Raw genomic sequence first — 23,621 nt, forward strand, 5'->3', positions numbered from 1 at the left:
TCTTGAATCAATGGTCCAGCACGGCCTGCAGAAAATCGCGGGTGCGGGCTTCTTTTGGGGCGGCAAAGATGTCGGCGGGATCGCCGCTTTCGACGACGGCGCCGCCATCCATGAAAATCACGCGGTCTGCGACCTGCCGGGCAAATCCCATTTCGTGCGTGACCACGATCATCGTGACGCCAGAGCGGGCCAGATCGCGCATCACGTCCAGCACTTCGCCGACCATTTCGGGGTCAAGCGCCGATGTCGGTTCATCAAACAGCAAGGCGCGCGGCTCCATCGCCAACGCGCGGGCAATGGCCACGCGCTGTTGCTGGCCGCCGGACAGACCGCTTGGATATTTATCGGCATGGTCGGTCAACCCGACCCGCGCCAACAGCCGGTCCGCTTCGGCCGAGGCTTCGGATTTGCGCGTCCGGCGCACCCGGCGTGGTGCCAGCATGATGTTTTCCCGCACGGTCAGATGCGGAAAGAGGTTGAAGCTCTGGAACACCATGCCCACCTCCGTGCGCACCTTGGCCAGATTGGCGCCGGGTTTGACCCGCACGCCATCGACAAGGATTTCGCTGTCCTCGCTGAAAGGTTCCAGCATGTTGATGCAGCGGATCAGGGTTGATTTGCCGGACCCGGACGGGCCGACAACGCAAACCACCTCGCCTTCGGCAATGTCCAGGTCGATGCCGGTCAGCGCGTGAAACGGACCGTAGTATTTGTGCAGGTTTCTGATGCTGATGTAGCCGGTCATCACGATTTCCCCCGGTTCATGCGGTTTTCCAGCTGACCGACCAACAAGACCGCCGGCAGCAGGAAGGCCAGGTAAATCGCAGCCGCGCCGATCAGTGGCGTCGGATTGGCGGCCAGCGCCTGGGCCTGTGTGGCCTGTTTCAGCAGATCTGGCATTGCCACCACCGAGGCCAGCGCGGTGTCCTTGATCACATTGATCGAATTGTTGGTCAGCGGCGGAATGACGATGCGCACCGATTGCGGCAGGATCACATCCGCCATCGTCTGGCGCGGGCTCAGGCCAAGGGCGGCGGCGGCTTCGAACTGTCCCTTTGGCACTGCTTCGATGCCGGCACGAAAGATCTCTGCCGTATAGGCGCCAGAGACCAGGGTCAGTGCGGCCATCGCCGAGGCAAAGGAAGACAGGCGAATGCCGACAAAGGGCAGCGCGTAATAAACGATGATCAACAGAACGAGCAGCGGGATCGAGCGGAACACATTGATGTAGCAACGGGTCAGAAACCGGACCGGGGCCACGCTATAGAGCCGCAACAGGCACAGGAACAGCCCCAGCACGAGCCCGGCAATGATGCTCGCGATGCCCAGTTTCAGCGTCAGCCACAGCCCTTTGATGAGCATCGGCCAGCTTTGCTGCAGCACCTCGAGATTGAAGAAAGTCTCAAACAGATCCATGGTATTTCCTTGCCGGAACCCGACCCACGGCCGGGTTCCAAGCGATGAGGTTTTGCGGTTATTTCGCGGCCGGCATGTCCAGGACAGTCACGGTAGAGGTATCTGCCTCGGGCGCAGCGCCGAACCATTTTTCATGCAGCGCCGCCAGGGTGCCGTCTTCCTTGAGGCCGGTGAGGATCTCGTTCACGTCGCTTGCAAGCGCAGCGTCCTTGTCGAACATAAAGGAATATTTCTCGCCGGTGGTGATGCGTTGAACCACTTTCAGCGCCGGCTTGTCCTTGACGTAATACTGCAGCGCCGGAATGTCAGAGATGTAACCGTCGATACGCCCGGCCTGCAGATCCAGCATCGCCGGGGCGAGGCCTTCGTAGCGCAGGATATTGGCAAAGCCGTGGTCCTCGGCATGCTCCGTTGCCCACATATCGCCGGTGGAACCGGTATCGACGCCCACGACCTTGTCTTTCATGTCGTCGAGCGAGGCAGGGCCTTCGGCTGTCACCGTCAGGGACTGGTCGCTGTCATAATAGGGCTGCGCGAAGGTGACGGATTTCAGACGCTCGTCGGTGATGGTGATCGACGACATTGCCATGTCAATGCGGCCGGACTGAACAGCTGAAAACAATCCGTTGAATGGGATGTTGATGATCTCGATCTCGCGGCCGAGCTTGTCGGCAACAGCATTGGCCAGTTCAACTTCAAAGCCGGTGAAATTGCCTTCGGCGTCCTGGAATTCCCACGGCACATTGCCGATGTTGGCGCCGACTTCCAGGACGTCCTGGGCGGTGGCGGTCGTTGCAAAAAGCGCGGCGGCGAGCGCGGTACCTTGGATGAGCTTGTTCATTTTCATGATCTCCCTGTGCTTTTCCGGCATTATTTATCTTGAGTGGTCTGACCAGTCGGACCGGTATGAACAAGCTGGCGCGAGTTGGCGTTTTATGCAATCGTTATTTCAACACATGTGTGCCAAAGATCCGGCAACGCTCAGAAAATGGACGGTAGGAATGCAAGAAGACTACGGAAAACTGCCCGTGACCGAGGTCGTCAGCCGACGGATTCAAGCGATGATTCGTGAAGGCGCCTTCCCTCCGGACACCAAACTTCCGTCGCAGCGCCTGCTGGCAGAACAGCTCGGCGTGTCGCGCGCCTCCTTGCGTGAGGCGCTGATGACCCTGGAAACGCTGGGCCTGTTGCGCACCCTGCCTGCGCGCGGCACCTTTGTTGTCGACAGCTCCCGCGCCGAAGCAAAGCCGCCGCTGGCCTGGCGGTTTGATGGCAGTTTCTCCCTGTCGGAGGTTTTCGAAACCCGGATGCTGGTGGAATCCGAACTGTGCCGACTTGCGACGCCGGTTCTGAACGGCGCCCAACTGGCAGAGCTCAGTGAGGCCTGTCAGGCCTTTGAAACCTCCTGGCGCAGCGGAGACCTGATAACCCATGTCCAGGCGGACCTGACCTTTCACGCGTTGATCGCCGAGGCCTGCCCGAATGGGATGCTGCGCGGGTTTTACAAATCAATCAACGATGTCCTGACCGAAAGCCAACGCGCCCCCATCCCCAGAACCGAAGTCGCCCGAATGGAAGCGTCGATCAAGGAACACCGGTCGATCCTGTCAGCCCTGCAGCGCCGCGAGGGCGAAGCGGCCGCAGAAGCGATGCGCGAACACATCCGCAACACCGCATTGATCGCCGGGATCGACGTTGCCAGCAGTGCCTGACGGCCCGAACAGGGGACCCTGGCCCGCCAACCGCCGTTTCCCCCAACACGCGCTTTGCAGCATAGATTTGAGAATTTGCCTGGATTAGAAAGTAGAAGTGCTGACCATGGCCTTCGTGATGTCGCGCGCCTGGCCGTTCTGCACTCGATCCGCCGTCCGAATTTGGCGCGGGTTTTCGACGTCGCAAAGACTTAGCCTGGTGCATCAGATGTTGGGACATTGGACACGTTAGAACAACTCAAATCGGCAGTTTCATGCGGTGACTACCTGGCTGCCTGGCTGAGCGAACTTCCTGAGGGGCTCTCCCCCGCAGAATATGAATGGCTGGCGCGCCTGAAGCTCGAACAGGGGGACTTCAACGCCGCTCGGCACATGCTCGAACGGGCCAGTCTCGTTGCCGCCGATCCGTCCGAGAAACAGCTCTTTCGAATGCAGCTGATTGGCCTTGAGGCCCAATCGACGGGTGATGTCGCCCAAGCCCGCGCGCATGCTGGCGCCCTCATGACCAGCGGCATCTCTGACTCCATCGTTCTGCGGGTCCTTTTCCTACGTGTTGAATTGCTGGCTGGCATGACTTGGATGATCCCGCCACAGGCGGCGCGGTCAGAACTTCAGTCCCTCATCCCTGACCTGGCCGTTGTGTCGCCGTATCGCGCGGCGACCGCCGAACGTTGGCTTGCGGCAACCGCCACCACCACATCTGAGGTCCTGGCCTGCGCCGAACGCAGCGCCCACTTTGCCCGCCTTGCCGGGTTCCCCCACCTTGGAGCCGACACCTGGATCGTGGCGGCTCAAAAAGCGCGAAATGCACTCCGACCGATCTCAACAATCCTGCAAGCGCTGGAGCACGCGCAGAAAGGTTTCGAAGCAACCCGCCATAGGCCTGGCCTGCTGGCTGTGGCGCGCGAGCGCCTTTTGGTTCGACTGTTGACCGGGGAGGCCGCCCCAGAAGAGCTTGCCGTGCTCTGCAACGAGGCGGAACGCCTGGGGGCGACCGCCTTAAGCTATTCAATTGAGATCGACTTGGCCACGCATCTACGAGATCGCGGCCGTGTTTCAGAGGCCCGCAAACATGAAGCAAAGTCCGCTGAACTGGCGACGACTTCTGGAATGGGCAACCTGTTCAAGGGAGCAACAGGCCGGAAATTCAGTAATGGAACCGCAGTTGTGCAATCTCCAGCCTTTGGCTGTCGCCGGTCCCGGTGACCCGGTAAACCATGCGATCTTGCTGCGAAATGCGCCGGGACCACCAGCCGGTCAGGTCGCCCTTCAAAGGTTCCGGCTTGCCGGTTCCTTTAAAAGGGGTCCGCTTGCATTGCTTGATCAGCTCGTTGATCCGCTCACGCACCTTGTCGTTGGTGCTGACCCAGTACTGATAGTCTTCCCAGGCCTGATCAGAAAAAACCAGCTTCACTCGGGCAGCTCACGCTCTTCGCCTGTACCAGCATCAAGTTGCGCGATCGACGCGCGCAACCGAGATGCGTTGTTCGGTGTCGACAACAGATGCAGCGTCTCGTTGACGGCGTTCCAGGTTTCCAAGGATACGACCACCACCGATTCACCTTTTTTGCGCGTCACCACGACTTCTTGTTTGTCGTGGATCGCCCGATCCATGACGCTCTTCAGTTGAGCGCGCGCGTCTGAATAGGTCACAACATCCATGTCGACTCTCCTTTGCCCCTCTATACGTATAGCATACGCACAAGATGTACAATATTACGTACAAATAAAGGGGTGGTGCGAAGGCCGCAGTCAATTTCATGGAGGATTGACGAAAGAGACCAGCGCCCCCTGCAGGACATTGTTCAGCGCGACAGCGTGATTTCCACTGCGAACCCCTCCGCAAGCCCGCCGACCGGATCCGGTGCGCTTAGTCTCCGGGTCGTTCCAAAGCGGTAACACAGTCGAGCACCTCCACCATTTGCCCGTCGGGCCCACGCACCTCGCGGGGGTAGTCGGCGATTTCAACCACCTTCCAATCGTGCAGGGCAAGAGCGTCAGCCACGTCCTGCGCCGTCGGAATCTGGATCTCCGGATCGGTCCAGGCCCAGGGGGCAAGGCTTCCATGTCCCGCGATCAGCAGCAGTCCACCTGGCGCGACGAGGGTTGCAGCAGCACGCAGCACGGCGGCGCGGTCGAAATCCAGTGGCGAGTGGGTGAACATCGACAGGACAAGGTCGAAGGCACCATCGGGCAGGCTTTGGGACAGGTCATGGCGCGCGCAGGTGATTTTCTCCGCGACGCCAGCGGCCTGGGCATTTTGCTCCACTGCCTTCAGGGCGGCGGGCGAGACATCGACGGCGACCCCCTGCCACCCTTGCCGGGCAAGCCAGACCACATCGTCGCCGCGCCCGCAGCCAAGATCCACGGCCCGACCGGCAAGACGCCCCGCGACCAGACGCGCCAGCACGGCGGTGGGCGTGCCGCTGCTGGGCCGGGTCATCCCGGTCCAATGGCGATCCCAGAAACTTTCAGGGGTGTCGGTGTCGAGGACAGGAGGTCTCATGCGGTTTCCTTTCTGTGGTTGAGCAGGCTGCCAAGGCCGAGAAGGGTAAAGAGGGTGAACGGATAGATGCAGGCCGCCATCAAGGCCAACAGCGGCGCTGCGGTTGTCAAAAAGCCGAAGTAGACGCTGCCAACGATGGCGATGCCAAGTGCGGCGCCGATTTGCTGGAAGGCCTGCACCGCGCCCGAAGCGGCACCGGATTCCGCCGCCGGGGCGGTGGCCATCACCGACTGGAACAGCGCCACCACCACCGTTCCCATGCCGAGTCCACAGATCAGCAGCGGCGCCGTCAGGTGCCATGACGCGATGCCCGCGCCGGCCTGCCAGAGCACCAGCGCCGTCAGCGCCAGGCCTGTCGCCAGCGCCCCCGTGCCAAGACCAATCCGCCCGGACAGGGGCCAATCGCCCAGGCGGGCGGCATTCATCGAGGCCACCATGACCCCAACCGGAAACGCTGCCGTCGCAAGGCCGCTTTGCAGTGGTGTCAGACCGAGACCCGATTGGAGGTAAACGCTCAACACGAGAAAGAAGCCCGGGATCCCGGAAAAGACAAATACGACCCGGACCAGGCCCTGCAAAAACGCCGAATTGCGCAACAGACTGGTGGGGATGAGGACGGCCGCACCGTGGCGCCCCCGGCGCAGCATATGGCTGACCGTCAGTCCCGCCAGCGGTATCGCGGCGACCAGAAGCGCCATCATCTGCCACGGCCAATCCAAGGCGCGCCCCTCGATCAACGGCAGCACGAGGCAGACCGTCGTCAGCGCAAACAGCAGTGTGCCGACCCAATCGACCTGACGCGAAACACCCCTGTCGGCCGGAACCGTAAGCCCTGCGCCAATGATGGCCACGGCCCCCAATGGCACATTGACAAGGAAGATCACCCGCCAATGCAGCCCCCAGGGGTCGAGGGCGATCAATCCGCCTCCGACAACCGGCCCGGCAACCGCGGCGAGGCTCGACAGCGCGGCAAACAGGCCGATAATTCGGGTCTTTTCTTCGGGCGGAAAGGTGACGTGCAAGATCGCCAGCACCTGCGGCACCATCAGGGCCGCAGACAGACCCTGCACCAAGCGTGCACCGATCAGCATGGTGATGCTCGTGGCCCCGGCGCAGGCCGCGGAGGCGAGAGTAAAGCCGAGCATCCCCCAGATGAACAGAGGCTTGCGCCCCCAACTGTCCCCGAACCGGCCCATCGGCAACAGCCCGACCGCCAGCGCCAGAACATAGATCACAGCCACCCATTCCAACTGGGTCGGCGTCGCGCCCAAATCGGTCTGGATGCGCGGCAGGGCGACAGTGACAATGGTCACATCTAGCAGATTCATAAAACTGCCAAGGCAAAGGAAACCCATGGCAAGCCATCGGGTCCGAGAAACGGTCACGGTCATCTGGAAACTCTGGTATTTGGGGCGAATCTTTCGTAACATCATATGACACGTATAAGGACGAGAGGTCAACTCTCGTATCATCAAAAGTATCATGAGAGGTGCCATGCGAACCGACAGCCGACTTCCCCGCGTTTTGCACGCGTTGTTGCATTTGGCGGAAATGGATCGTCCCGCGACATCGGAGGAGATCGCCGGCATGCTGGAGACAAATGCCACAGTGGTGCGGCGCACGCTTGCCGGGTTACGAAATGCTGGGCTGCTCAGCTCCACCAAGGGGCATGGCGGCGGGTGGAGCCTGTCGCGGCCGTTAGAGGACATATCTCTGCTGGATCTGTACAGGGCGCTCGGCTCGCCGGAGCTCTTTGCGATCTCTCCCGATGAGGGCCAACCCAGTTGCCTGCTGGCGCGGGCGGCAAACAGCGCAACAAACGACGCACTTCACGCGGCGCGCCAGGTCTTCGAAGCGCGTCTGACCGCTTTCACCGTTGCCGAGATCGTCAGGACATAACAGCGCATGGCCCCGTGTTGGGGTCAGTTGCATACCATGGTCGAGCGCAAGAAGTGCCCTGAGCAGGCGGACGGCCTGTGCGTTGCAGTCTCACTCAGGCCTGGGGATTGCGTCACAGGTTTGGCAGAAGTCGAAGATGTCGCCGGCGCGGGTCAGCCAGATCTCGTCGCGATGCGCGCAGATATGCTGCAACACGCGGCGCAGGGCGCGCAGGCGGAAGGGTTGACCGACAAGATAGGGGTGCAGGGCGATGCCCATGACGAGTGGCTGCGCAACCGATTGCGCGCGCATCTCGTCGAAATTCTCCTGCACTATTTGAGCAAAAGCATCCGCCCCGTCCTTGCGCCCGACGATGGAGGGGATGTCGTTGGCTTCCTGCGGATAGGGGATCGACAACAGCGGGCCATGCGCCGTGCGCATCCAAACCGGCTGGTCGTCCATCGCCCAATTGAGGGTGTAGTCATAGCCTGCCGCCTTCAGCAGGTCCGGCGTCACGGGGCTTTCCGCGATCCAGGGAGAGAGCCAGCCGCGCGGCGCGACGCCTTCCGCACGGGTCAGGACATCGGTTGCTTCAGCGATCAGTGCGGCCTCTTCCGCCTCCGACAACACGCTTTGACGTTCGGAATTGGTGCGGCCATGGCCGACGATCTCGTCGCCGCGCGCCCGGTGTGCGTCCATCAGCGCCGGAGCATAGTCGTACATAACGGAATTGGTAAGCACGCTGACGGGCATGTCCAGCGCGTCGAACATCTCCAGCAGCCGCCATGCGCCGACCCGGTTGCCGTAGTCGCGCCACGCATAGTTGAGCACATCGGGCTGCGGCCCGCCCGGAGCCAGCTCCGCCCCAAGTCCCTCGCCAAAAGCGAAATGCTCAAGGTTGAGCCCAATGTAGACCGCCAGGCGCTTGCCGCCCGGCCAATCATAGACCGGGCGCTTTGTTATGGCGCTGTAGTCATAGCGTCCATGTGTCTTCAGTTGCATCAAAGAGGGGCCTCCGCAATACCGGCCTTGTCGAGCAGGATTTCTGCGCTGTCGTTCCAGACCTGTGTGCTGACGATCTTGCCGTCGCGCACGACGAAGATGTCAATGTAGCGGTTGGTCTCAAAAGCGCTGCCATCCTTCCACTCCCCGTAGAGGTAGCCGGTGTTGTAAACATGCACGTCACCGGTCTCGGCGTCTAGCGCCGCATCGGTGCGCAGGAATTTCTTCTTCACCCAGGCATAGCGCTTGGCGTTGAAAGCGGTGCATTCGGCAGGTGCGGAAAACCGCCGACCTCCGGTGAAGGTTATGCTGAGGTCGGCGGCCGTATATTGCGCGGCCCCTTCGGGATCGGGAACCATCGAGCGTTCGAGATAGGCCTCGACGAGGGCCTTGGCTGCGGCTGCGGAATCGGTGCGGATGTCCATAGTGTCTTTCCTTTCGGCGGGCGACAGAGAGCAAAATGCGCCCCGGACAGGTCCGGCGCGCATTCATCTCCCGGTTCAGGCAGGATCAGTTGAGTGCGACGTCGAGCGTGCGCTCGGCCACCGGCGGCAGGAACGAGCCGTCAAAGATCTCGGAAGCGGCAGGCGTCGCCTCGAGGCCATAACCCTCGACGATCAGGTCGATCGAGCGCGCCAGACGGGCCTCCACGAGGCCGCCGATACCGGTCTCGGCGGTTTCGCTGTGGTTCATCAGCTTGGTCAGGGCGAACTCAAGACGGGCGCGCTCAAGTTCGGGATCCACGAGATTATCAAAAGCCACGATCGCCTCGACCGCCACGTCCTGGTCCTTGGTGATTTCCATCGTCGCCTTGGTCACTGCGCGCACAAGGCCGGCAACAGCGTCAGGATTCTCCGTCAGAAGCGCGCGCGAGACCATCATACCGTTGGAATAAAGATCCATCCCGTAATCTTCGTAGTTCAGCCAGGTGAAGTCCTTGGCCGGGTCCTTGCGGTTGGCAATCAGGTTGAACCAGCTCGACACGGTGAAGGTATAGGCACCGTCGATGTCGCCGCGGATCAGCATAGGTTCTTGCAGGTTCGGCGCGAGGGATTCGTAGGCGACGGTATCAATGTCGATGTCATTCAGGCGCGCGAAGACCGGGAAGAGCCGGGTCGTCGGCGTGCCCTGCGCACCGCCCAGCGTCAGGCCTTCCAGATCTTTCGGCTTGGTGATGCCGCTTTCTTTGGAAACGGCAATGGCGAAGGGGGGGCGGTTCCACATCTGGAAGACCATGACCGGTGCCTCCCCCGGGCGGGCGGCGGCATTTTGGATGATCGCGTTAATATCGCCAAAGCCCGCGTCATAGGCCCCACCCATGATGCGTGTGATTGTCGCGGCAGAGCCTTCGCCCTGGTCGATTGTAACGTTGAGGCCTTCTTCTTCGAAATAGCCCTTGTTGAGCGCCACGAGAAAGGGCGCGTCGGAGCCTTGCGTCTTCCAGCCCAGCGTGAACCGGATGTCCGTCATCTCGGCGAAAGCCGGGACGGCACTGAGCATGACGCCAAGCACGGCCGAGATCATTGTATGTTTCATAATTGTCATCCCTTTTTGGTTGTTTTCAGTTGCAGTTCCGCTCGGGGGGCCTTGTCCCCGACGGTTCTCTGGGTCAGGTGATCGCGATGTCGTTGCCACGGGTGGCCCAACCGGTGATCCGGCGTTCGAGCAGCGAAAATATCGCGTAAAGAATGACCCCCATCAGCGCGAGCAGGATCAGCCCGGCAAAGACCAGGGAGACCTGGAAATTTGACGAGGCCGTCATCATCACGAAGCCGATCCCCATATTGGAGGCCACGGTTTCCGACAGGACCGCCCCGACAAAGGAGAGCGTAATCGCCACCTTCAGCGACGCGAAAAAATAGGGCATCGCGCGTGGCAGCCCGACGTTCCACAGGATCTCGGACCGGGAGGCACCCATGGTTTTGAGCACGTCCTCAAGCTCGGGCTCGGTCGTGGCCAAGCCGGTCGCGATGTTCACCACGATCGGGAAGACGCAGATCACCATGGCCGTCAGGATCGCCGGCGTCGTTCCGGAGCCGAACCACAGCACAAAAATGGGCACGACAGCGACCTTGGGGATCGAAGAGAAACCCACCAGCAGCGGATACGCCACGGCGTAGGCCACCTTGGAGGTGCCGACGATCACCCCAAGCGCGACACCGATGGTCACGCCGAATGCGAAACCGATCAACGTCGTGGAGAGCGTTTGCAGGATATGCGGCCACAGGACCGGGAAGCGGTTGTACATCGTGACGAGGATCTCGGACGGACGCGGCAAAACGAGGTCCGAGACATTGAGGATGATGCAAAGCACCTCCCACAGCAGGAAAAACCCGACGATGAGAGAGGTGGAGAGGAAGCGGGTGCGTAGGTTATCTGACATTGGGCGGCCCTCAGGAGCTACGGGCTTGCGCGATCATCTCGCGCAGGTTCTGGGTCATTTCGACGAATTCAGGGCTATAGATCGTGGCGATATCGCGCGGCTGTGGCAGCGTTACCGGCTCGTCAGAGATCACCCGCCCGGGCCGTGCGCTCATCACGCAGATGCGGCTGGCAAGGAAACCCGCCTCGCGCAGGTCGTGGGTGACAAGCAACACGGTCGGCGCGCGGTCGAGGTAGAGATCCTGCATGATCTGCCAGAGTTCCTCGCGGGTGAACTGGTCGAGCGCTCCGAAGGGCTCGTCGAGCAGCAGCAGGTCCGGCTCATGGATCAGCGCACGGCACAGGTTGGAGCGTTGCAACATGCCGCCCGAGAGCTGCCACGGAAAGTGATTGGCGAAGTCACCCAGACCCACCTGCTTTAGCAATGCGTGCACCCGGTCGCGGAAGGCCCCTTTCTTGTCCTGCCGGTAGCTGCGCTTGAACGGCTCGACGATCTTGAGCGGCATCATGACGTTCTGCTCGATGGTCAGCCAGGGCAGCATGGTCGGGTTCTGGAACGCCATGCCGATCCGCAGCTTGCGGGCCGCGGCCTCCCGTCCTCCGACAAGCACGACGCCCGCAGAGGGTCGGATCAGGTTGCTGACCAGCTTGAGGATCGTCGATTTGCCGCAGCCCGATGGCCCGACAAGGGCGAGGAATTCGCCGGATGCCATCTTGAGCGTGGTCGGGGAGAGCGCGGTGACGGCCGTCTCACCGGTGCCAAAGACAACAGAGGCGGCCTGAAGCTCGATCGCCGACCTGGCTCGGACGGAGGCCGGGGTCGTTTCCGGTGTCGCGATGGGCAAGGTCGGTGCGGGAATATTGGATGTCATGTTCATGGAGACAGCTTTGCGCGACAGCGCATGTCCTCCGAAACAAATAAGTAAACGCTCGTTGAATTATAATTGAAGGTGCACGTTTTTTGTGCAGGAAATGGGGCAAATGCATGCAACCTCCCCATATGCCACAGCACAGACTGCGCGCTTTCGCTGCGCTAACTTTGCGATTTCTCTTTCGACACGGCTGCGGCGACCAGCGTCACGACATGGGCGCGCCGAGTCTGCCGCCACTTCGGGTCTGTCAGATCCGTTCCGAAGGTCGCTGAAAGCGTATGCGCGGCGTTGATGTGATGAGCGCTCAGTGCGACGATGCTGATGTACAGCTGCATCGGGTCGATCCCGGGCCGGATCTCTCCCGTACCCTCGCCCCGCTTCAGCACCTCCGCAATCTTCTCAATCAGCGGATTCGACAGCCGATTGATTTCAGGCAACTGGCGAATGTACTGCCCACCGAGCAGGTTTTCGCTGCGGGTGATGGACACAAATGGTGCATTTCCATCAAAGAAATCGAAGGTGAATTCGGCCAGCCGAAGTATGGCCTCCCGCGGCGCGAGGGCCGCAAGATTGAGGTCCTCCTCCCGAGAGCGGATCTCCGCATAGATCTTGCGTAGCGCAGCGAGGTAGAGGTCGTCCTTGCTGCCAAAATAATGGTAGATCAGCCGGGGATTGCATCCAGCGCGGTGCGAGATTTGCTGAATCCTGGCCCCGTCGTAGCCATTCTCCGCAAAGACCGCCAGCGCGGCCGCCAGGATCTCTCCCTTGGTGCGCTCCGGATCACGCGACCGAGATGCCTGACGATTCGGAGTGCTGCTGTCCATGGCGCAGAGCTACCAGACGCGCCCGCCCTCGCCAAGTCACACCTCGCCTCGCACCACAGCGCCATATGCCTGCACATCCAGAAGGGCACGGTGGGCCCGGTCCAGCACATCATCAACGACGCTATACATCCAGGCTCATGACTGCGTTGGCTCAGTCGATCAGATCGCGTCCAGCGGGGTCTGGATGAAGCTCTTTGGGAACATGCTTCGGTTCGTCGTCAGCGACCGAGGCGGCCAACATGCAGCGCGAGCCAGGTAATCTCTTTGTCCAGCCAGATCAGACGCGATCCGCGCTTTCAAAGTGCATTGTTGTAGCTGGACCAATTCGTCGGACGGTCGCGGGCAGGGGCGGGCTTGCGCAACTGTCCCGTCCACCCGCATGGTTTCGACATGTGAATCTATACCGCTCAGGGGGCTGCAACGATATCTCACCAAGGCCATCCTGGCCCTAGTCAGGGGGAAATTTCTGGTCTTTGATGAGGGGATAGATACGCGAATGTCAGACGCGTTGAGATTTTCCGGTCAGCAGAGCATTCACCGGTCCGGTCGACCCGCGCACGACGATTTCACCGCGCAGTTTGATATCCTCGGCACTTTCGTCCTCAGCGATCAAGACAGACACCGCCGCGGCGCCAATCTCGGCCGTTGGCTGTTTCAGCGTCGTCAGCCGTGGCACGATCAACGCGGCAAGATCAATATCGTCAAACCCCGTAACTGACAGTTGATCAGGTATCGAAATATCCAGATCGCGCGCGGCACGCATCACCCCAATCGCGATCTGGTCGCTGGCAGCGGCAATGGCGGTTGGGCGCACAGCCGGGTCCTCTGCCAATATCTCACGGCCGATATCCTCTCCCGACTGATAGTCATAATGCCCGTCATAAAAACGCAACGACGCGTTGGGATCGGCGGCCAGCTCGCGGGTGAAAAAAGTCGCAAAGCCTTCTTTTCGCGCCCGCCCCACCCGAGTGTTTTGCGGACCGGCAATGTAAGCGATCCGCCGATGACCCAAGCCAATCAGGTGTTTTGCCAATTGCGCCGATCCCTCCGCGTGGTGGGTCGAAATCAATGGATAGGTCTGAAATCGCCGGTCCACCGACACAATGGGAATGTCGGTTTGATATTCTAACCTGCCACTTTCTGACGAGGCGACGATGATCACGCCGCGCGGGGCGCGGTCAAGCAGCGTGGACAATTGCCGCCGCTCAGTGGCTTCATCGTCGTGGGAGTTGGCCAGCATCACGGTCAGGTTGCGCATCGCGGCCTCGGCTTCGATACATTTGGCAAGCTGGGCAAAAAACGGGTTTGTGATATCAGGCACGACGAGGCCAATCACATCAATGCGATTGGTGCGCAGGGCGCGCGCGGAATGGTTTGGCCGGTACCCAAGGGTCTCGATCGCGGCCAAGACCCTTTCGCGCAAGGCAGCCTTTACAGTGGGGTCGCGGGAGATCACTTTTGAGACCGTGCCCACCGAAACCTCGGCGAGTTTCGCCACATCTTTGATCGTCGACATGTTCGGCCCCTGCCAAGATAGTCCGTACTGCGTGCCGATCCTTATACTGTCGAGTTATTTTCGCTCGCAAGTGCCACCGTGCCGAAGGCCTCGACTTCAGCGCGAGAGGGCAGGGATATCTGCGCGCCCTTTCGGCTGGCCGACAGCGCTGCCGCCCGCACCGCAAAACCAATCGCCGTGGCCACATCCCAGCCTTGGGCCAGACCAGATGCCAGCGCACCATTAAAACAGTCACCGGCGGCAACGGTATCCACAACCTTGACCGCCGCAGCAGGCAAATAGCCGGTGCTGCCATCCACGCACCATGCAACACCCGCGCCGCCCATGGTGAGGATGGCCCCACGGCGTGCAAAGGCCGCCAACGCCCGTGCGCCCGTCAAAGCGGCCTGTGTACTTCTCAGTGGGGTTTGCAGGATGTGTTCGGCCTCGGCCGCGTTCGGGGTCAAGATATCAAAAGCAGCGAAGACGGATGTCTCCCAGACCGGAACAGGCACCGGTGCCGGGTCCATGATCACGCAGGCCCCAGCTTCGCGGCCAAGACGAGCGGCCTCCAAGGCGGCGTTCAGCGGGGTTTCGTTTTGCAGCAACACCACCCGCGCGTCCTTAAAAAGAGCGGCCTGCTCCCTCACATCTGCGGAGCTTAGCGTCGCATTTGCCCCCGCAGCCAGCCGGATCATATTGTCCCCCTCCGGGCCGACGTCGATACAGGCCATGCCTGTCGCACTCTCAGTGACAGTTTTCAGACCAAGGGTAATATGGGCGCGCTGCAGCGCCGCCACGGCTTCGCGTCCATAGCTGTCGTCACCAATCGCGCCAAGCATCGCCGTTTGCGCACCAAGCCGCGTCGCCGCGACACATTGATTGGCCCCCTTGCCGCCCAGCGAAACGGCACTGTCACGCGCTGTCAGCGTCTCGCCGATCCCGGGCCAGCGATCCAGATACATTGTCAGGTCAATGTTGATACTGCCCACGACAACGACGGTCAAAAAGCCACTCCGCAAATCAGGATAATATTGGCATAAGGCGTGGTCTCGCCGCTGCGGATGATGGCCCGGGCCGTGGGGGTTCGGGCCTTGAAGGCGGCATGCGGTAGGCGGCTGATCGCAATTGGGGTCGGTCCGCCCCAACCGTCCATTTCCGACTGCACTTCGGCCACCAGTGCGGGCGCCGCCTCTTGCGCCAATATGGCCCCCTCGACACACAGTTCGTGTTTCAGGGCCCGCAGGACATCCAGGAACCCGGGCGTCCCGGCGACCAGTGCCAGATCAATGACAGGGACATCCCTGGGAGTTGGCAGCCCGGCATCCGCTATCACGATTTCATCCAGATGCCCCAATGAGGCAATCAACGCGCTCAGGTGACGGTTCAACAAAGGTGTACGTTTCATGTCGCCGAATACTTTGCACGGTAGTGGTCCAGGATAACGGCCACGATAATAACCACACCGGTGATCATTTGGCGCATGAAATCGTTCAATCCGATCAGGATCAGACCATTGGCCAGCACGCCAATGATAAAGGCTCCCAACAGCGTCCCGATCACCGACCCACGCCCACCGGCAAGGCTGGTGCCGCCGATGATGACAGCAGCAATCGCGTTCAGCTCAAATCCGATCCCGGCAATGGGGCTCGAGATGCTCAGCCGCGCCATATAGATGATGGCAGCAATGCCCGCTGTGAAACCACAGATCGTAAACGCGGCGACCTTTAGCCAGAACACATGATGCCCCGCCAGTCGTACGGCTTCTTCGTTGTTGCCGATCCCATACAAAAGCCGGCCAAATACCGTCCAGTTCAGGACAAACCACGCCAGCAGGGTAATCAGCAGTGCCACCAGGAACACCACCGGCACACCGTAGATCAGCGCCGACCCGAATTCTTCGAAGGCAAAGGGAAAGGAATAGATTGTCTGGGCATCCGACACATGCAGCGCTGCCCCGCGGGCGATGTTCAGCATTCCCAGCGTGATGATGAAGGACGGCAACCCCCAATAGGCGCTGATAACCCCGTTCAGCAGCCCGGATATCAGGCCGGTCAGCAATCCCGCCACACAGGCCAGCGCGATCAATTCGACAACACCCAACCCGGGCAATGTGATGGCCTTGCCCGCGACCACGGCCGCAAAAGCCATGACCGAACCAACCGACAGATCAATGCCTCCGATCAGGATCACAAAGGTCATACCCACTGCGAGGATCAGGTTGATCGTAATCTGGGTCAGGATGTTGGTAATATTATTGGCCGTCAAAAAGAACTCTGACGCGAGCGAGAAGAACAGTATCAGCGCCAACAATGCCAGTCCGATCCCGGCGTTATTGATGATTGCGCGCACCGAGACCGCGCGGCGCGACGGGGCTGAAAGCATCCGGGTTTCGGTGGTCATGCGATTGTTCCTTCTTCGGTTCCATTCTGGCCATACGCCAGCTTGAGAATATGTTCTTCTGTGAAATCGTCCCTTGAAACGCTGCCGACGATCCGGTGGTTTGCCATGACGAGAATCCTGTCACATAGGGTCATCAGTTCGGGCAATTCCGACGACACGATCAGCAACCCGGCACCCTCCTGCGCGAGCTTGCGCAGGATGCCGTAGATCTCTGCTTTGGCTCCGACGTCGACGCCGCGGGTGGGTTCGTCAAGGATCAACACCTCGGGGGTTCGGGCCAGCCATTTGGCAAGAACGACCTTTTGCTGATTGCCGCCCGACATGCTGCTAGCGGCGTCGGAGACACTGCCGCACTTGATCTGTAGCTTGGCCCGATGATCCTCGGCCCGTTGCCGTTCCAGTCCAAAACGCATCAGCCCGTGCCCGGACACCGATGCCATATTGGCGAGCGAGACATTTGCCGATATCGGCATATCCAGGATCAAGCCTTCTTCTTTACGGTCCTCCGTGACAAAGGCGATGCCCGCGGAGATGGCGTCGCGTGGCGACCGGAACACCATGGGAGTCCCGTTGCGAGCCAGGTGGCCTGACACAATCGGATCGGCGGCAAAAATGCCGCGTAGAAATTCAGTCCGCCCGGCGCCGACCAGACCGGCGATCCCGACGATTTCGCCATAGTGGACAGCAATATCCAGCCCCTCCGGATGTGGGTTGCTGGCGACCTTCAGGTTGTGCGTCGACAGTGCACATTTACCGCTGATGTCCCTGTTCTGATAGGTGTTGCGCTCTGTGGCCAGTTCACGGCCCACCATATGACGGACGACGGCGGCGGGGGTGGTCTCGGCGATCACTTCGGTCGCGATCGTCTTTCCATTGCGAAAGATCGTCACCCGGTCACAAATGGCAAAGACTTCATTCAGATGGTGGGTGACAAAAACCACCGTGACACCCCGGCTTTTGATATCGGCGACGATGTCAAACAGCCGCTTGGTTTCCCGTTCGGTCAAGGTCGCTGTCGGTTCGTCCAGGATCAGAATTGAACTGTCCGATTGCAATGCGCGGGCGATTTCGACCAATTGCCGATGTGCAATTCCCAATGACTGCACCGTGGCGCGGACATCAATGTCGCCCAGACCGATCGCATCCAGCGCAGCACGGGCGCGACGATTCATCTCGGCGCGGTCCAATATGCCAAAACGGGTGCGGGGCATCGCCTCGATTGAGATATTTTCTGCGACACTCAAATGGTTCAGCAGATTAAATTCTTGATGCACCACTTGGAGCCCACGGGCTTTTGCCTCATGCGGGCTATCGGGGCGGTAGGGCGCATCGTCCAAAACAATGTCACCTGAATCGAAGGGAAACGCGCCAGACAGTGTCTTGATCAATGTCGATTTGCCCGCGCCGTTCTCACCGACAAGTGCGTGTGTTTCCCCGCGCGTCAGCGAAAAACTGACCCCATCCAATGCCCGCACCCCGCCAAAGTGCTTTTTCAGCTCACTGACCGTCAGGATATTCTGTGGCATCGGCCTCTCCGGCGCTGCTTTCTGGGCTGCGTTCATTTTAGGTATCACTTTGCTGATTTTCCGAAGGTGCTGCGATTGGGCGTGACCGCACGAGCGGCGATCACGCCCCTTGCACGACGATCTACTTCTTAGTGACCAGCTCGATGTTGGTCTTCACCCAGCCTTCCAGCTCGGGTCCGCCTGCAACCACTTCAAGCGCCAGATCAATTGCATCTGCCGCCATTTTCTGACCGAACTGGTCCACTGTGGCCAACATCCGGCCATCTTCAATCATCGGACCAACGGCAGGCACATTGTCGAACCCGACAACCAGAATGTCGTCACGTCCCGCATTTTCCAGCGCTTTGACCACACCGATGGCCATGGAATCATTGGCAGCCATCACGCCCTGAAGATCGGGGTGGGCGGTCAGCATCGTGGAAAACACCTGATTTGCCTCTTCGGTTTCCCAATGGGCCGTGCGGCTATCCAGCAAATCGAGTTTGTATTCTGCGACAGAATCCTCAAATCCAAGTCGGCGCTGGGTTGCGTTATCCGCCCCGGGGTTGCCTTCGATGATGACCACCTTGGCACCTTCGCCCAATGCCTGAGCCAACGCATCGCCGGCCATCTTTGCCCCTCCGCGATTGTCAGGACCAACAAAGGCCAGCTCAAGCCCCTGTTCCTTTTTTGCATCCGCATCCAGTGAGACGTCGAAGTTCACAACTGTGATCCCGGCGGCGATGGCCTTTTTGATCGGTCGCACCATTGCCTTGGAATCTGCGGGCGCGATCACGATGGCATCAACGCCTTGGGTGATAAAGTTTTCGACTGCGTTGATCTGGCTTTCAAAGTCGGTTTCATTCTGCATCCCAACGGCGCGCAGCTCGTAATCACCCCGTTCCGCTGCATGAGCTTCTGCACCCTCCAGCATGTTTTGGAAAAATTCATTCGCCAGTGATTTCATGACCAGCCCAACGACCGGCTTGTCCTCAGCAATTGCCGGTGCGGCAAGCAAAGAAAGAGCGGTCGCAGCCGAGGCTACGATATTGTAAAATTTCATGTTTTCCTCCCAAGAATTCAGCTTCCCTGCGGGAATCAACCCGCCCTCAAAGCATGCTGAACGTGACCATGAAGCTCACATCCTGTCAATATGAAACGTTTCATAAATACTGGATCAGACTTTTGGGGAGCCAGCCCAAGCCGCTCTGAGGTGGCCGATCAGTTCTGAATTCACCGAAAGTCTTGACTGGTTTTCGACCCGGATTGGCTCATGTCCTGACTGTTCCAGAGCCGCGCCGCTGCCGGTCTCATGGGTCGGGTTTCGGCGCCGATGTGGTGCGGGCAGCAAGAGTATTTAATTCACGGGCGGCGAGGGCGATCAACCCGGCCATAAGGTCGCGCGACTTGGCGCTGTCGCGCATCCGGATCGCTTCGAGCACAGCACCGTGCGTGTCCAGAGACGCCGAAAAGTTCTGCGCCGAGGGGGTGGTTAGGCGAAAGCTCATGCGCAAGGCGGAGCCGATCACCGCGCCAAAGTTGGCGAAAATCTCGTTCTTGGAGGCCATGAGAATGGACAGGTGAAAATCTTCGTCCGCTTCGACCGTGCTCTCGATGTCGTCGGTCTGGCCGGCACACATGCGGTCATAGGCGGTCTGGATCCGGCCAAGGTCGGTCCCGTCCGCCCGTAGCGCGGCCATTTCTGCGGCGGCCGGTTCGATGACTTGCCGGGCCTCGGTCAGCGCGCGGATGAAATTGACGTCTGGTGGCAATCGTTCGCGCCAGGCAAGGATGTCGCTGTCCAGGTGGTTCCACTGCTCTGACGGCAGGACGACAGTGCCGATGCGGGGACGGCTCTCGATCAGGCCCTTGCCGGCCAGGGTCCGCACGCTTTCGCGCAGCGCCGTGCGGCTGACGGCCATCTCCTCGCTCATCTCTGCTTCAGTCGGCAACCGACTGCCGGGCGAAAACTCGCCCGACAGGATCCTTTGCGCCAGCGTACTGGTCACCATTTCGCGTTGGCGCGGGGGGGCAGGTTTCGCCTTGTTGATCGCCATGCGTCCTCAGTTCTTGTTCAAACGGTACTCTGCCAGAAAAACGGCAAGGATGAGAAGCGTTCCCTTTGCCAGCATCTGGTAGAAGGTGGGAACCGCAGTCAGGATCATGCCATTGTTGAGAACGCCGATGATGGCAACCCCAAGCAGCGCACCGACCACGGTCCCCCGGCCGCCCTGCATCGCGCATCCACCAAGGAACGCTGCCGTGATTGCCTCCAGTTCCAGGCCGTCGGAACCGGAAATCGGCTGGCCCGACCCGGTGCGCGCGGCCAGCAGGATGCCACCCACGCCCGCCATGACGCCTGACACGACGTAGATGGCAACGCGGTAATTTGGGATCTTCAGGCCGGACAGACGCGCCACGATGGGGTTGCCGCCGATGGCATAGTAGTTCCGGCCGACGATGCTCTTGTGCATGAAGGTATAAAACCCGATGGCAACCGCGATCAGGACCCAGATCGGAGCAGGCAGGCCAAGGATGCGACCGGTTCCGATCCAGCGGAACGAGTCGTTGAAGATCGAGATCGACTGGCCGTTCGACAGGATGAAAGCGACGCCGCGAAAGATCGCCATGGTGCCCAGCGTCACGATGACCGCGTTGATCCGCCCGTAGGTAATCAGCAGCCCGTTCACCAGACCGGCCAGTCCGCCGATCACGATGCCCGCCAACAGGCCCAGCCCCGCCATATCGGTCGCCTGGATCGTCATCGCGGTGGCGACGGTCGTCAAGCCGACGATCGAACCGACCGAGATATCAAGTCCGCCGGAAACGATCACCCCGGTCTGCGAGATCGCCAGAACGCCAAGGATCGCCACGCCCATGCCGATGTTCAAGAGGTTGCGCGTCGAAAAGAAAACATCGCCGCGCAGCACGCCAAAGATGACCAGAAGCCCGACAAGAGCCACCAGCAGGCTGATGTTGTGGATGCCGATACGTTCAATGACACGGTGCATGCTGATCCCTTCGTTTGGGGTGTTGGTGGTGTGGTCGGTCATTGGTCCGCTCCTTCGAGTTGTGCCCCGGCAGTGCGCTGCCCAAGGGGGATGGCCGCGGCCATGATGTTTTGTTCGGTCGCTTGGCTGCGGTCGAATGCCGCACGAATGCCGCCCTCGGCCATCACGAGCACGCGGTCGGAAAGGCCGAGCAGTTCCGGCAGTTCTGACGAAATGACGATGACGCCCAGCCCCTGAGTGTCGGTCAGGCTGCGGATCAGGTCATAGATTTCAGACCGCGCGCCCACGTCGATGCCTCGGGTCGGCTCATCCAGGATCAGCACTTTGAGATCGCTCGCCAGCCAGCGGGTCAGGACCACCTTCTGCTGGTTGCCGCCCGACAGCGAGGTGATCGGGGCGTCCAGTGATGACGCCTTGAGCCGCATCTGTTTCGAGATACCGGAAATCAGCTACAGCGCCTTGGCCCGACTGAAGAAGCCACCGGTTGATACCTTTTTTGGTACGCAAAGCACGGCGTTTTCAAGGATGGTCTGCATCAGCAGCAGGGCTTCTTCTTTGCGGTCCTCGGGGGCAAAACCGATACCGGCGGCGATGGCCGCTGCGGTATCGCCCGCGGGCAGATCTTTGCCGCCAACGCGGACCGCCCCGGCAGTGCGGCGGTGAAAGCCAAAGATACCCTTGGCCAGTTCGGACCGCCCGGCTCCGATCAGCCCGCCAATGCCCAGGACCTCACCCGCGCGCAGTTGCAGGGTGACATCAGAGACGTGGTCGGTGCTCATGCCCGCAACATCGAGAATGACATCGCCGGTCGCGGGGGCGCGGGCAGGGAACATATCCGACAGAGGCCGCCCGACCATCAGCCGGGTGATCTGCGCCTCCGTGATCCCATCAGCCGACAGGTCGTCGACCAATCTGCCGTCCCGCAGCACCGCCACACGGTCGGCCAGTTCGGTAATCTCTGCCAACCGATGCGAGATATAGATCACCGCGACGCCTTCCCGGCGCAGGCGCCGGATCAGGGTGAACAGGCGGCCGGTCTCTTCGTCGGTCAACGAAGACGTCGGCTCGTCAAAGGCGATCAACTTGCCGCCCGCCTGCACCGCGCGCATGATTTCGATCATCTGACGCTGGGCAGGGCCGAGACCGGCGCAGAGCTGCCGGGGGCGGAGTTCCTTTGCCATACCAAAGGACGTGAGCCGCGCCTCGGTGTCCGCATAGAGCCGGGACCAGTCAAGGAAATGGCGGCCCTTACGCGGCAAGTCGCCGGCAAAAATGTTCTCGGCCACGGTCAGATCGGGCACGATCTCGGGCTCCTGATGGATCACCCGGATCCCGGCCGCATGGGCCTCGCGGGGCTGTGTAAAGCTGACCGGGCGCCCGTCGATATGGATGCTGCCACGGGTCGGAGGGAACACGCCTTCAAGCAGGCGCATCATGGTGGATTTACCGGCGCCGTTCTCGCCCACCAGCGCCAGGACTTCGCCGAGATGAAACTCAAGGGTGATGTCGGTGAGGGCCTGCACCGGGTCAAAATGCCGGCTCAGCCCGTCGATCCGCAAAAAGGGGGTCGTCATGAGGCTCTCCTTCAGGGTCAGGTCGTTGCGGGCGGCGCAAGGCCGCCCGCCCGCGCCGGTCAGTTGCAGAGCCGGTCAGAGTAGTCGTCGAAGTTGGACAGGGTGACAAATTCCGGATCGGAATAGGTCGCCATCGGCAGCGGCGTGCCGTCCTTGATCGACGCCAGGAGCAGGTTTACCGCGTCGCGCCCGTGGTTCGCGGAGTTCAGCCACATGGTCCCCCTGAACGCCGAGCTGCGCGCATTGCCGAAGGCGTCGCAGGCGCGGCTGCCGTCGATGCCGATGCCAATGCCGGCCTCTGCCGCATAGCCTGAGTTCTCCATCGCCCGAGCCGCTCCCAGCACCCCGTCATCGTTGCAGGCAAAGAAAATCCAGTGATCGTACTGCGGGTTTGCGGTCAGAGTGGTGGTCATCACGTCGATGGCGTTGACCATGGTGTTGTCATAGGCTGCGCGCACGATTTGCTCTTCCGTCAGGTCCGACTGCGCCAGCAGCGCCTTCTCGGCCCCGCCGTTGCGCTGCATGCAGGTGTCGGCCTTGCGGTCCTCGATCGACACAATCCCGACCGAGCCCTTGTCCCAGCCGCTGTCCTCGTAGAACTTCGCAAGGTTTTCGCCGACGCGTTCCCCGATGGCAAAGGCGTTGAGGCCAACATAGGGCACTGGGTTGCCGTCTTGGTCCTGGATGTCGTCATCCACCGCGATCAGCGGAACGCCGGCCTCTGCGGCGCGCGCGGCGACCACCGGGCCAAGCGCCCGGTCGGGCACCACGATGGCGATGCCGTCGACACCGTCACCGATCATGGTATCCAGCGTGGTGATCGCAAGGTCGGCGTTGAATTGAACGTCCTGGCTGACGAACTCTGCGCCGCCTGCCTCGGCGGCCTCAGCCGCGCCCGAAACCTCGGCCACAAACCAGGGGTGATCGCCCATCTTGTTGATGTAGCCGATCTTGAGGGCCTCTGCCTGCGCAGCGCCTCCAAGCGGACCGATCAGCCCGGCAATGCAGGCAGCGGTCAATTTCAGGTGTTTCATGGTTTCT

The 23,621-nt window shown here is 60.8% G+C and carries 25 protein-coding genes and 2 pseudogenes; 3 read left to right on the forward strand and 24 right to left on the reverse strand.

Going from position 1 to position 23,621, the window contains the following annotated elements; all coding sequences use genetic code 11:
• Positions 1 to 7: 7 nt before the first annotated feature.
• Genes TRIHO_RS02715 through TRIHO_RS02725 form a run of 3 tightly spaced genes read right to left on the reverse strand, consistent with a single transcriptional unit; the run spans position 8 to position 2,257 of the window.
• Positions 8 to 745 carry an amino acid ABC transporter ATP-binding protein gene (locus tag TRIHO_RS02715; protein ID WP_068240180.1) on the reverse strand — a complete coding sequence of 246 codons (738 nt, stop codon included), beginning with the start codon at positions 743 to 745 and terminating at the stop codon, positions 8 to 10.
• The gene (locus tag TRIHO_RS02720; RefSeq protein ID WP_068240183.1) at positions 745 to 1,416 is read right to left on the reverse strand and encodes an amino acid ABC transporter permease; all 672 of its coding nucleotides are present in this window, start codon (positions 1,414 to 1,416) and stop codon (positions 745 to 747) included. The genes TRIHO_RS02715 and TRIHO_RS02720 overlap by 1 nt, the downstream gene beginning before the upstream one ends.
• Before the next feature lie 58 nt (positions 1,417 to 1,474).
• Positions 1,475 to 2,257, reverse strand: coding sequence for a transporter substrate-binding domain-containing protein (locus TRIHO_RS02725; protein WP_232367691.1), 783 nt, complete (start codon positions 2,255 to 2,257; stop codon positions 1,475 to 1,477).
• Positions 2,258 to 2,417: 160 nt separating this feature from the next.
• On the opposite strand from TRIHO_RS02725, the gene TRIHO_RS02730 reads away from it, so the two are divergent.
• Positions 2,418 to 3,128, forward strand: a complete 711-nt coding sequence (locus tag TRIHO_RS02730; protein ID WP_068240187.1) for a FadR/GntR family transcriptional regulator — start codon at positions 2,418 to 2,420, stop codon at positions 3,126 to 3,128.
• Positions 3,129 to 3,347: 219 nt separating this feature from the next.
• Complete coding sequence (locus tag TRIHO_RS02735; RefSeq protein ID WP_068240189.1) at positions 3,348 to 4,334, forward strand: hypothetical protein; 987 nt, start codon at positions 3,348 to 3,350, stop codon at positions 4,332 to 4,334.
• On the opposite strand, the gene TRIHO_RS02740 is transcribed toward TRIHO_RS02735, so the two are convergent.
• The 4 genes from TRIHO_RS02740 to TRIHO_RS02755 all read right to left on the reverse strand — a co-directional run bounded on the left by TRIHO_RS02740 (position 4,276) and on the right by TRIHO_RS02755 (position 7,025).
• Entirely contained in the window at positions 4,276 to 4,542 is a 267-nt protein-coding gene (locus TRIHO_RS02740; protein ID WP_068240191.1) for a Txe/YoeB family addiction module toxin, read from the reverse strand. The two genes, TRIHO_RS02735 and TRIHO_RS02740, sit on opposite strands and share 59 nt — an antisense overlap.
• Entirely contained in the window at positions 4,539 to 4,790 is a 252-nt protein-coding gene (locus TRIHO_RS02745; RefSeq protein ID WP_068240193.1) for a type II toxin-antitoxin system Phd/YefM family antitoxin, read from the reverse strand. Before TRIHO_RS02745 ends, TRIHO_RS02740 begins: the two co-directional genes overlap by 4 nt.
• Before the next feature lie 208 nt (positions 4,791 to 4,998).
• Positions 4,999 to 5,634, reverse strand: a complete 636-nt coding sequence (locus TRIHO_RS02750; protein ID WP_068240195.1) for an SAM-dependent methyltransferase — start codon at positions 5,632 to 5,634, stop codon at positions 4,999 to 5,001.
• Positions 5,631 to 7,025, reverse strand: a complete 1,395-nt coding sequence (locus TRIHO_RS02755) for an MFS transporter (protein ID WP_332307188.1) — start codon at positions 7,023 to 7,025, stop codon at positions 5,631 to 5,633. Before TRIHO_RS02755 ends, TRIHO_RS02750 begins: the two co-directional genes overlap by 4 nt.
• Before the next feature lie 103 nt (positions 7,026 to 7,128).
• Between TRIHO_RS02755 and TRIHO_RS02760 the strand changes: the two genes are divergently transcribed.
• A complete protein-coding gene (locus TRIHO_RS02760; RefSeq protein WP_068240199.1) occupies positions 7,129 to 7,533 on the forward strand; it encodes an Rrf2 family transcriptional regulator in 405 nt (134 codons plus the stop codon).
• A gap of 90 nt (positions 7,534 to 7,623) precedes the next feature.
• On the opposite strand, the gene TRIHO_RS02765 is transcribed toward TRIHO_RS02760, so the two are convergent.
• The 17 genes and pseudogenes from TRIHO_RS02765 to TRIHO_RS02845 form a co-directional block, all read right to left on the reverse strand.
• A complete protein-coding gene (locus TRIHO_RS02765) occupies positions 7,624 to 8,514 on the reverse strand; it encodes a polysaccharide deacetylase family protein (protein WP_068240201.1) in 891 nt (296 codons plus the stop codon).
• Positions 8,514 to 8,939: a hypothetical protein gene (locus TRIHO_RS02770; RefSeq protein WP_068240203.1), complete on the reverse strand. Its 426-nt coding sequence runs from the start codon at positions 8,937 to 8,939 to the stop codon at positions 8,514 to 8,516. The genes TRIHO_RS02765 and TRIHO_RS02770 overlap by 1 nt, the downstream gene beginning before the upstream one ends.
• An 85-nt stretch (positions 8,940 to 9,024) precedes the next feature.
• Positions 9,025 to 10,050 (reverse strand): ABC transporter substrate-binding protein, encoded by a 1,026-nt coding sequence (locus tag TRIHO_RS02775; protein WP_068240205.1) that lies wholly within the window; start codon positions 10,048 to 10,050, stop codon positions 9,025 to 9,027.
• 73 nt (positions 10,051 to 10,123) lie between these two features.
• A complete protein-coding gene (locus TRIHO_RS02780; protein ID WP_068240206.1) occupies positions 10,124 to 10,897 on the reverse strand; it encodes an ABC transporter permease in 774 nt (257 codons plus the stop codon).
• A gap of 10 nt (positions 10,898 to 10,907) precedes the next feature.
• Positions 10,908 to 11,774 (reverse strand): ABC transporter ATP-binding protein, encoded by an 867-nt coding sequence (locus tag TRIHO_RS02785; protein ID WP_068240208.1) that lies wholly within the window; start codon positions 11,772 to 11,774, stop codon positions 10,908 to 10,910.
• A gap of 155 nt (positions 11,775 to 11,929) precedes the next feature.
• On the reverse strand, positions 11,930 to 12,592 hold the full coding sequence (locus TRIHO_RS02790; RefSeq protein ID WP_068240210.1) for a TetR/AcrR family transcriptional regulator: 663 nt from the start codon (positions 12,590 to 12,592) through the stop codon (positions 11,930 to 11,932).
• A gap of 221 nt (positions 12,593 to 12,813) precedes the next feature.
• Positions 12,814 to 12,954 (reverse strand): annotated as a pseudogene (locus TRIHO_RS24385) (IS5/IS1182 family transposase); the annotation flags it as partial.
• A 137-nt stretch (positions 12,955 to 13,091) separates the two neighbouring features.
• Entirely contained in the window at positions 13,092 to 14,108 is a 1,017-nt protein-coding gene (locus tag TRIHO_RS02795) for a LacI family DNA-binding transcriptional regulator (RefSeq protein ID WP_068240212.1), read from the reverse strand.
• 41 nt (positions 14,109 to 14,149) lie between these two features.
• Entirely contained in the window at positions 14,150 to 15,094 is a 945-nt protein-coding gene (locus tag TRIHO_RS02800) for a ribokinase (RefSeq protein WP_232367693.1), read from the reverse strand.
• Positions 15,091 to 15,495, reverse strand: a complete 405-nt coding sequence (rbsD, locus tag TRIHO_RS02805) for a D-ribose pyranase (RefSeq protein ID WP_068240214.1) — start codon at positions 15,493 to 15,495, stop codon at positions 15,091 to 15,093. The genes TRIHO_RS02800 and rbsD overlap by 4 nt, the downstream gene beginning before the upstream one ends.
• Entirely contained in the window at positions 15,492 to 16,490 is a 999-nt protein-coding gene (locus TRIHO_RS02810; protein ID WP_068240215.1) for an ABC transporter permease, read from the reverse strand. The genes rbsD and TRIHO_RS02810 overlap by 4 nt, the downstream gene beginning before the upstream one ends.
• Positions 16,487 to 18,016, reverse strand: a complete 1,530-nt coding sequence (locus TRIHO_RS02815) for a sugar ABC transporter ATP-binding protein (protein ID WP_082704990.1) — start codon at positions 18,014 to 18,016, stop codon at positions 16,487 to 16,489. Before TRIHO_RS02815 ends, TRIHO_RS02810 begins: the two co-directional genes overlap by 4 nt.
• Before the next feature lie 121 nt (positions 18,017 to 18,137).
• Entirely contained in the window at positions 18,138 to 19,058 is a 921-nt protein-coding gene (locus tag TRIHO_RS02820; RefSeq protein WP_068240219.1) for a sugar ABC transporter substrate-binding protein, read from the reverse strand.
• A 247-nt stretch (positions 19,059 to 19,305) separates the two neighbouring features.
• On the reverse strand, positions 19,306 to 20,052 hold the full coding sequence (locus TRIHO_RS02825) for a FadR/GntR family transcriptional regulator (protein WP_068240221.1): 747 nt from the start codon (positions 20,050 to 20,052) through the stop codon (positions 19,306 to 19,308).
• Positions 20,053 to 20,058: 6 nt separating this feature from the next.
• Positions 20,059 to 21,048 (reverse strand): ABC transporter permease, encoded by a 990-nt coding sequence (locus tag TRIHO_RS02830; RefSeq protein WP_068240223.1) that lies wholly within the window; start codon positions 21,046 to 21,048, stop codon positions 20,059 to 20,061.
• Positions 21,045 to 22,580 (reverse strand): annotated as a pseudogene (locus TRIHO_RS02840) (sugar ABC transporter ATP-binding protein). Before TRIHO_RS02840 ends, TRIHO_RS02830 begins: the two are co-directional and overlap by 4 nt.
• Before the next feature lie 59 nt (positions 22,581 to 22,639).
• On the reverse strand, positions 22,640 to 23,614 hold the full coding sequence (locus TRIHO_RS02845) for a substrate-binding domain-containing protein (protein ID WP_068240228.1): 975 nt from the start codon (positions 23,612 to 23,614) through the stop codon (positions 22,640 to 22,642).
• Positions 23,615 to 23,621 lie beyond the last annotated feature (7 nt).

It is taken from the genome of Tritonibacter horizontis (assembly GCF_001518015.1).
GTDB lineage: Bacteria > Pseudomonadota > Alphaproteobacteria > Rhodobacterales > Rhodobacteraceae > Epibacterium > Epibacterium horizontis.

Excerpts from the sequence above, each read along its gene's own strand:
- TRIHO_RS02730 (WP_068240187.1), top strand. The coding sequence starts at position 2,418 with ATGCAAGAAGACTACGGAAAACTGCCCGTGACCGAGGTCGTCAGCCGA.
- TRIHO_RS02780 (WP_068240206.1), bottom strand. The coding sequence starts at position 10,897 with ATGTCAGATAACCTACGCACCCGCTTCCTCTCCACCTCTCTCATCGTC.
- TRIHO_RS02815 (WP_082704990.1), bottom strand. The coding sequence starts at position 18,016 with ATGCCACAGAATATCCTGACGGTCAGTGAGCTGAAAAAGCACTTTGGC.
- TRIHO_RS02790 (WP_068240210.1), bottom strand. The coding sequence starts at position 12,592 with ATGGACAGCAGCACTCCGAATCGTCAGGCATCTCGGTCGCGTGATCCG.
- TRIHO_RS02820 (WP_068240219.1), bottom strand. The coding sequence starts at position 19,058 with ATGAAATTTTACAATATCGTAGCCTCGGCTGCGACCGCTCTTTCTTTG.
- TRIHO_RS02750 (WP_068240195.1), bottom strand. The coding sequence starts at position 5,634 with ATGAGACCTCCTGTCCTCGACACCGACACCCCTGAAAGTTTCTGGGAT.
- TRIHO_RS02775 (WP_068240205.1), bottom strand. The coding sequence starts at position 10,050 with ATGAAACATACAATGATCTCGGCCGTGCTTGGCGTCATGCTCAGTGCC.
- TRIHO_RS02765 (WP_068240201.1), bottom strand. The coding sequence starts at position 8,514 with ATGCAACTGAAGACACATGGACGCTATGACTACAGCGCCATAACAAAG.
- TRIHO_RS02795 (WP_068240212.1), bottom strand. The coding sequence starts at position 14,108 with ATGTCGACGATCAAAGATGTGGCGAAACTCGCCGAGGTTTCGGTGGGC.
- TRIHO_RS02810 (WP_068240215.1), bottom strand. The coding sequence starts at position 16,490 with ATGACCACCGAAACCCGGATGCTTTCAGCCCCGTCGCGCCGCGCGGTC.
- TRIHO_RS02745 (WP_068240193.1), bottom strand. The coding sequence starts at position 4,790 with ATGGATGTTGTGACCTATTCAGACGCGCGCGCTCAACTGAAGAGCGTC.
- TRIHO_RS02725 (WP_232367691.1), bottom strand. The coding sequence starts at position 2,257 with ATGAACAAGCTCATCCAAGGTACCGCGCTCGCCGCCGCGCTTTTTGCA.
- TRIHO_RS02760 (WP_068240199.1), top strand. The coding sequence starts at position 7,129 with ATGCGAACCGACAGCCGACTTCCCCGCGTTTTGCACGCGTTGTTGCAT.
- TRIHO_RS02715 (WP_068240180.1), bottom strand. The coding sequence starts at position 745 with ATGACCGGCTACATCAGCATCAGAAACCTGCACAAATACTACGGTCCG.
- TRIHO_RS02770 (WP_068240203.1), bottom strand. The coding sequence starts at position 8,939 with ATGGACATCCGCACCGATTCCGCAGCCGCAGCCAAGGCCCTCGTCGAG.
- TRIHO_RS02845 (WP_068240228.1), bottom strand. The coding sequence starts at position 23,614 with ATGAAACACCTGAAATTGACCGCTGCCTGCATTGCCGGGCTGATCGGT.
- TRIHO_RS02785 (WP_068240208.1), bottom strand. The coding sequence starts at position 11,774 with ATGAACATGACATCCAATATTCCCGCACCGACCTTGCCCATCGCGACA.
- TRIHO_RS02825 (WP_068240221.1), bottom strand. The coding sequence starts at position 20,052 with ATGGCGATCAACAAGGCGAAACCTGCCCCCCCGCGCCAACGCGAAATG.
- TRIHO_RS02830 (WP_068240223.1), bottom strand. The coding sequence starts at position 21,048 with ATGACCGACCACACCACCAACACCCCAAACGAAGGGATCAGCATGCAC.
- rbsD (WP_068240214.1), bottom strand. The coding sequence starts at position 15,495 with ATGAAACGTACACCTTTGTTGAACCGTCACCTGAGCGCGTTGATTGCC.
- TRIHO_RS02720 (WP_068240183.1), bottom strand. The coding sequence starts at position 1,416 with ATGGATCTGTTTGAGACTTTCTTCAATCTCGAGGTGCTGCAGCAAAGC.
- TRIHO_RS02755 (WP_332307188.1), bottom strand. The coding sequence starts at position 7,025 with ATGACCGTGACCGTTTCTCGGACCCGATGGCTTGCCATGGGTTTCCTT.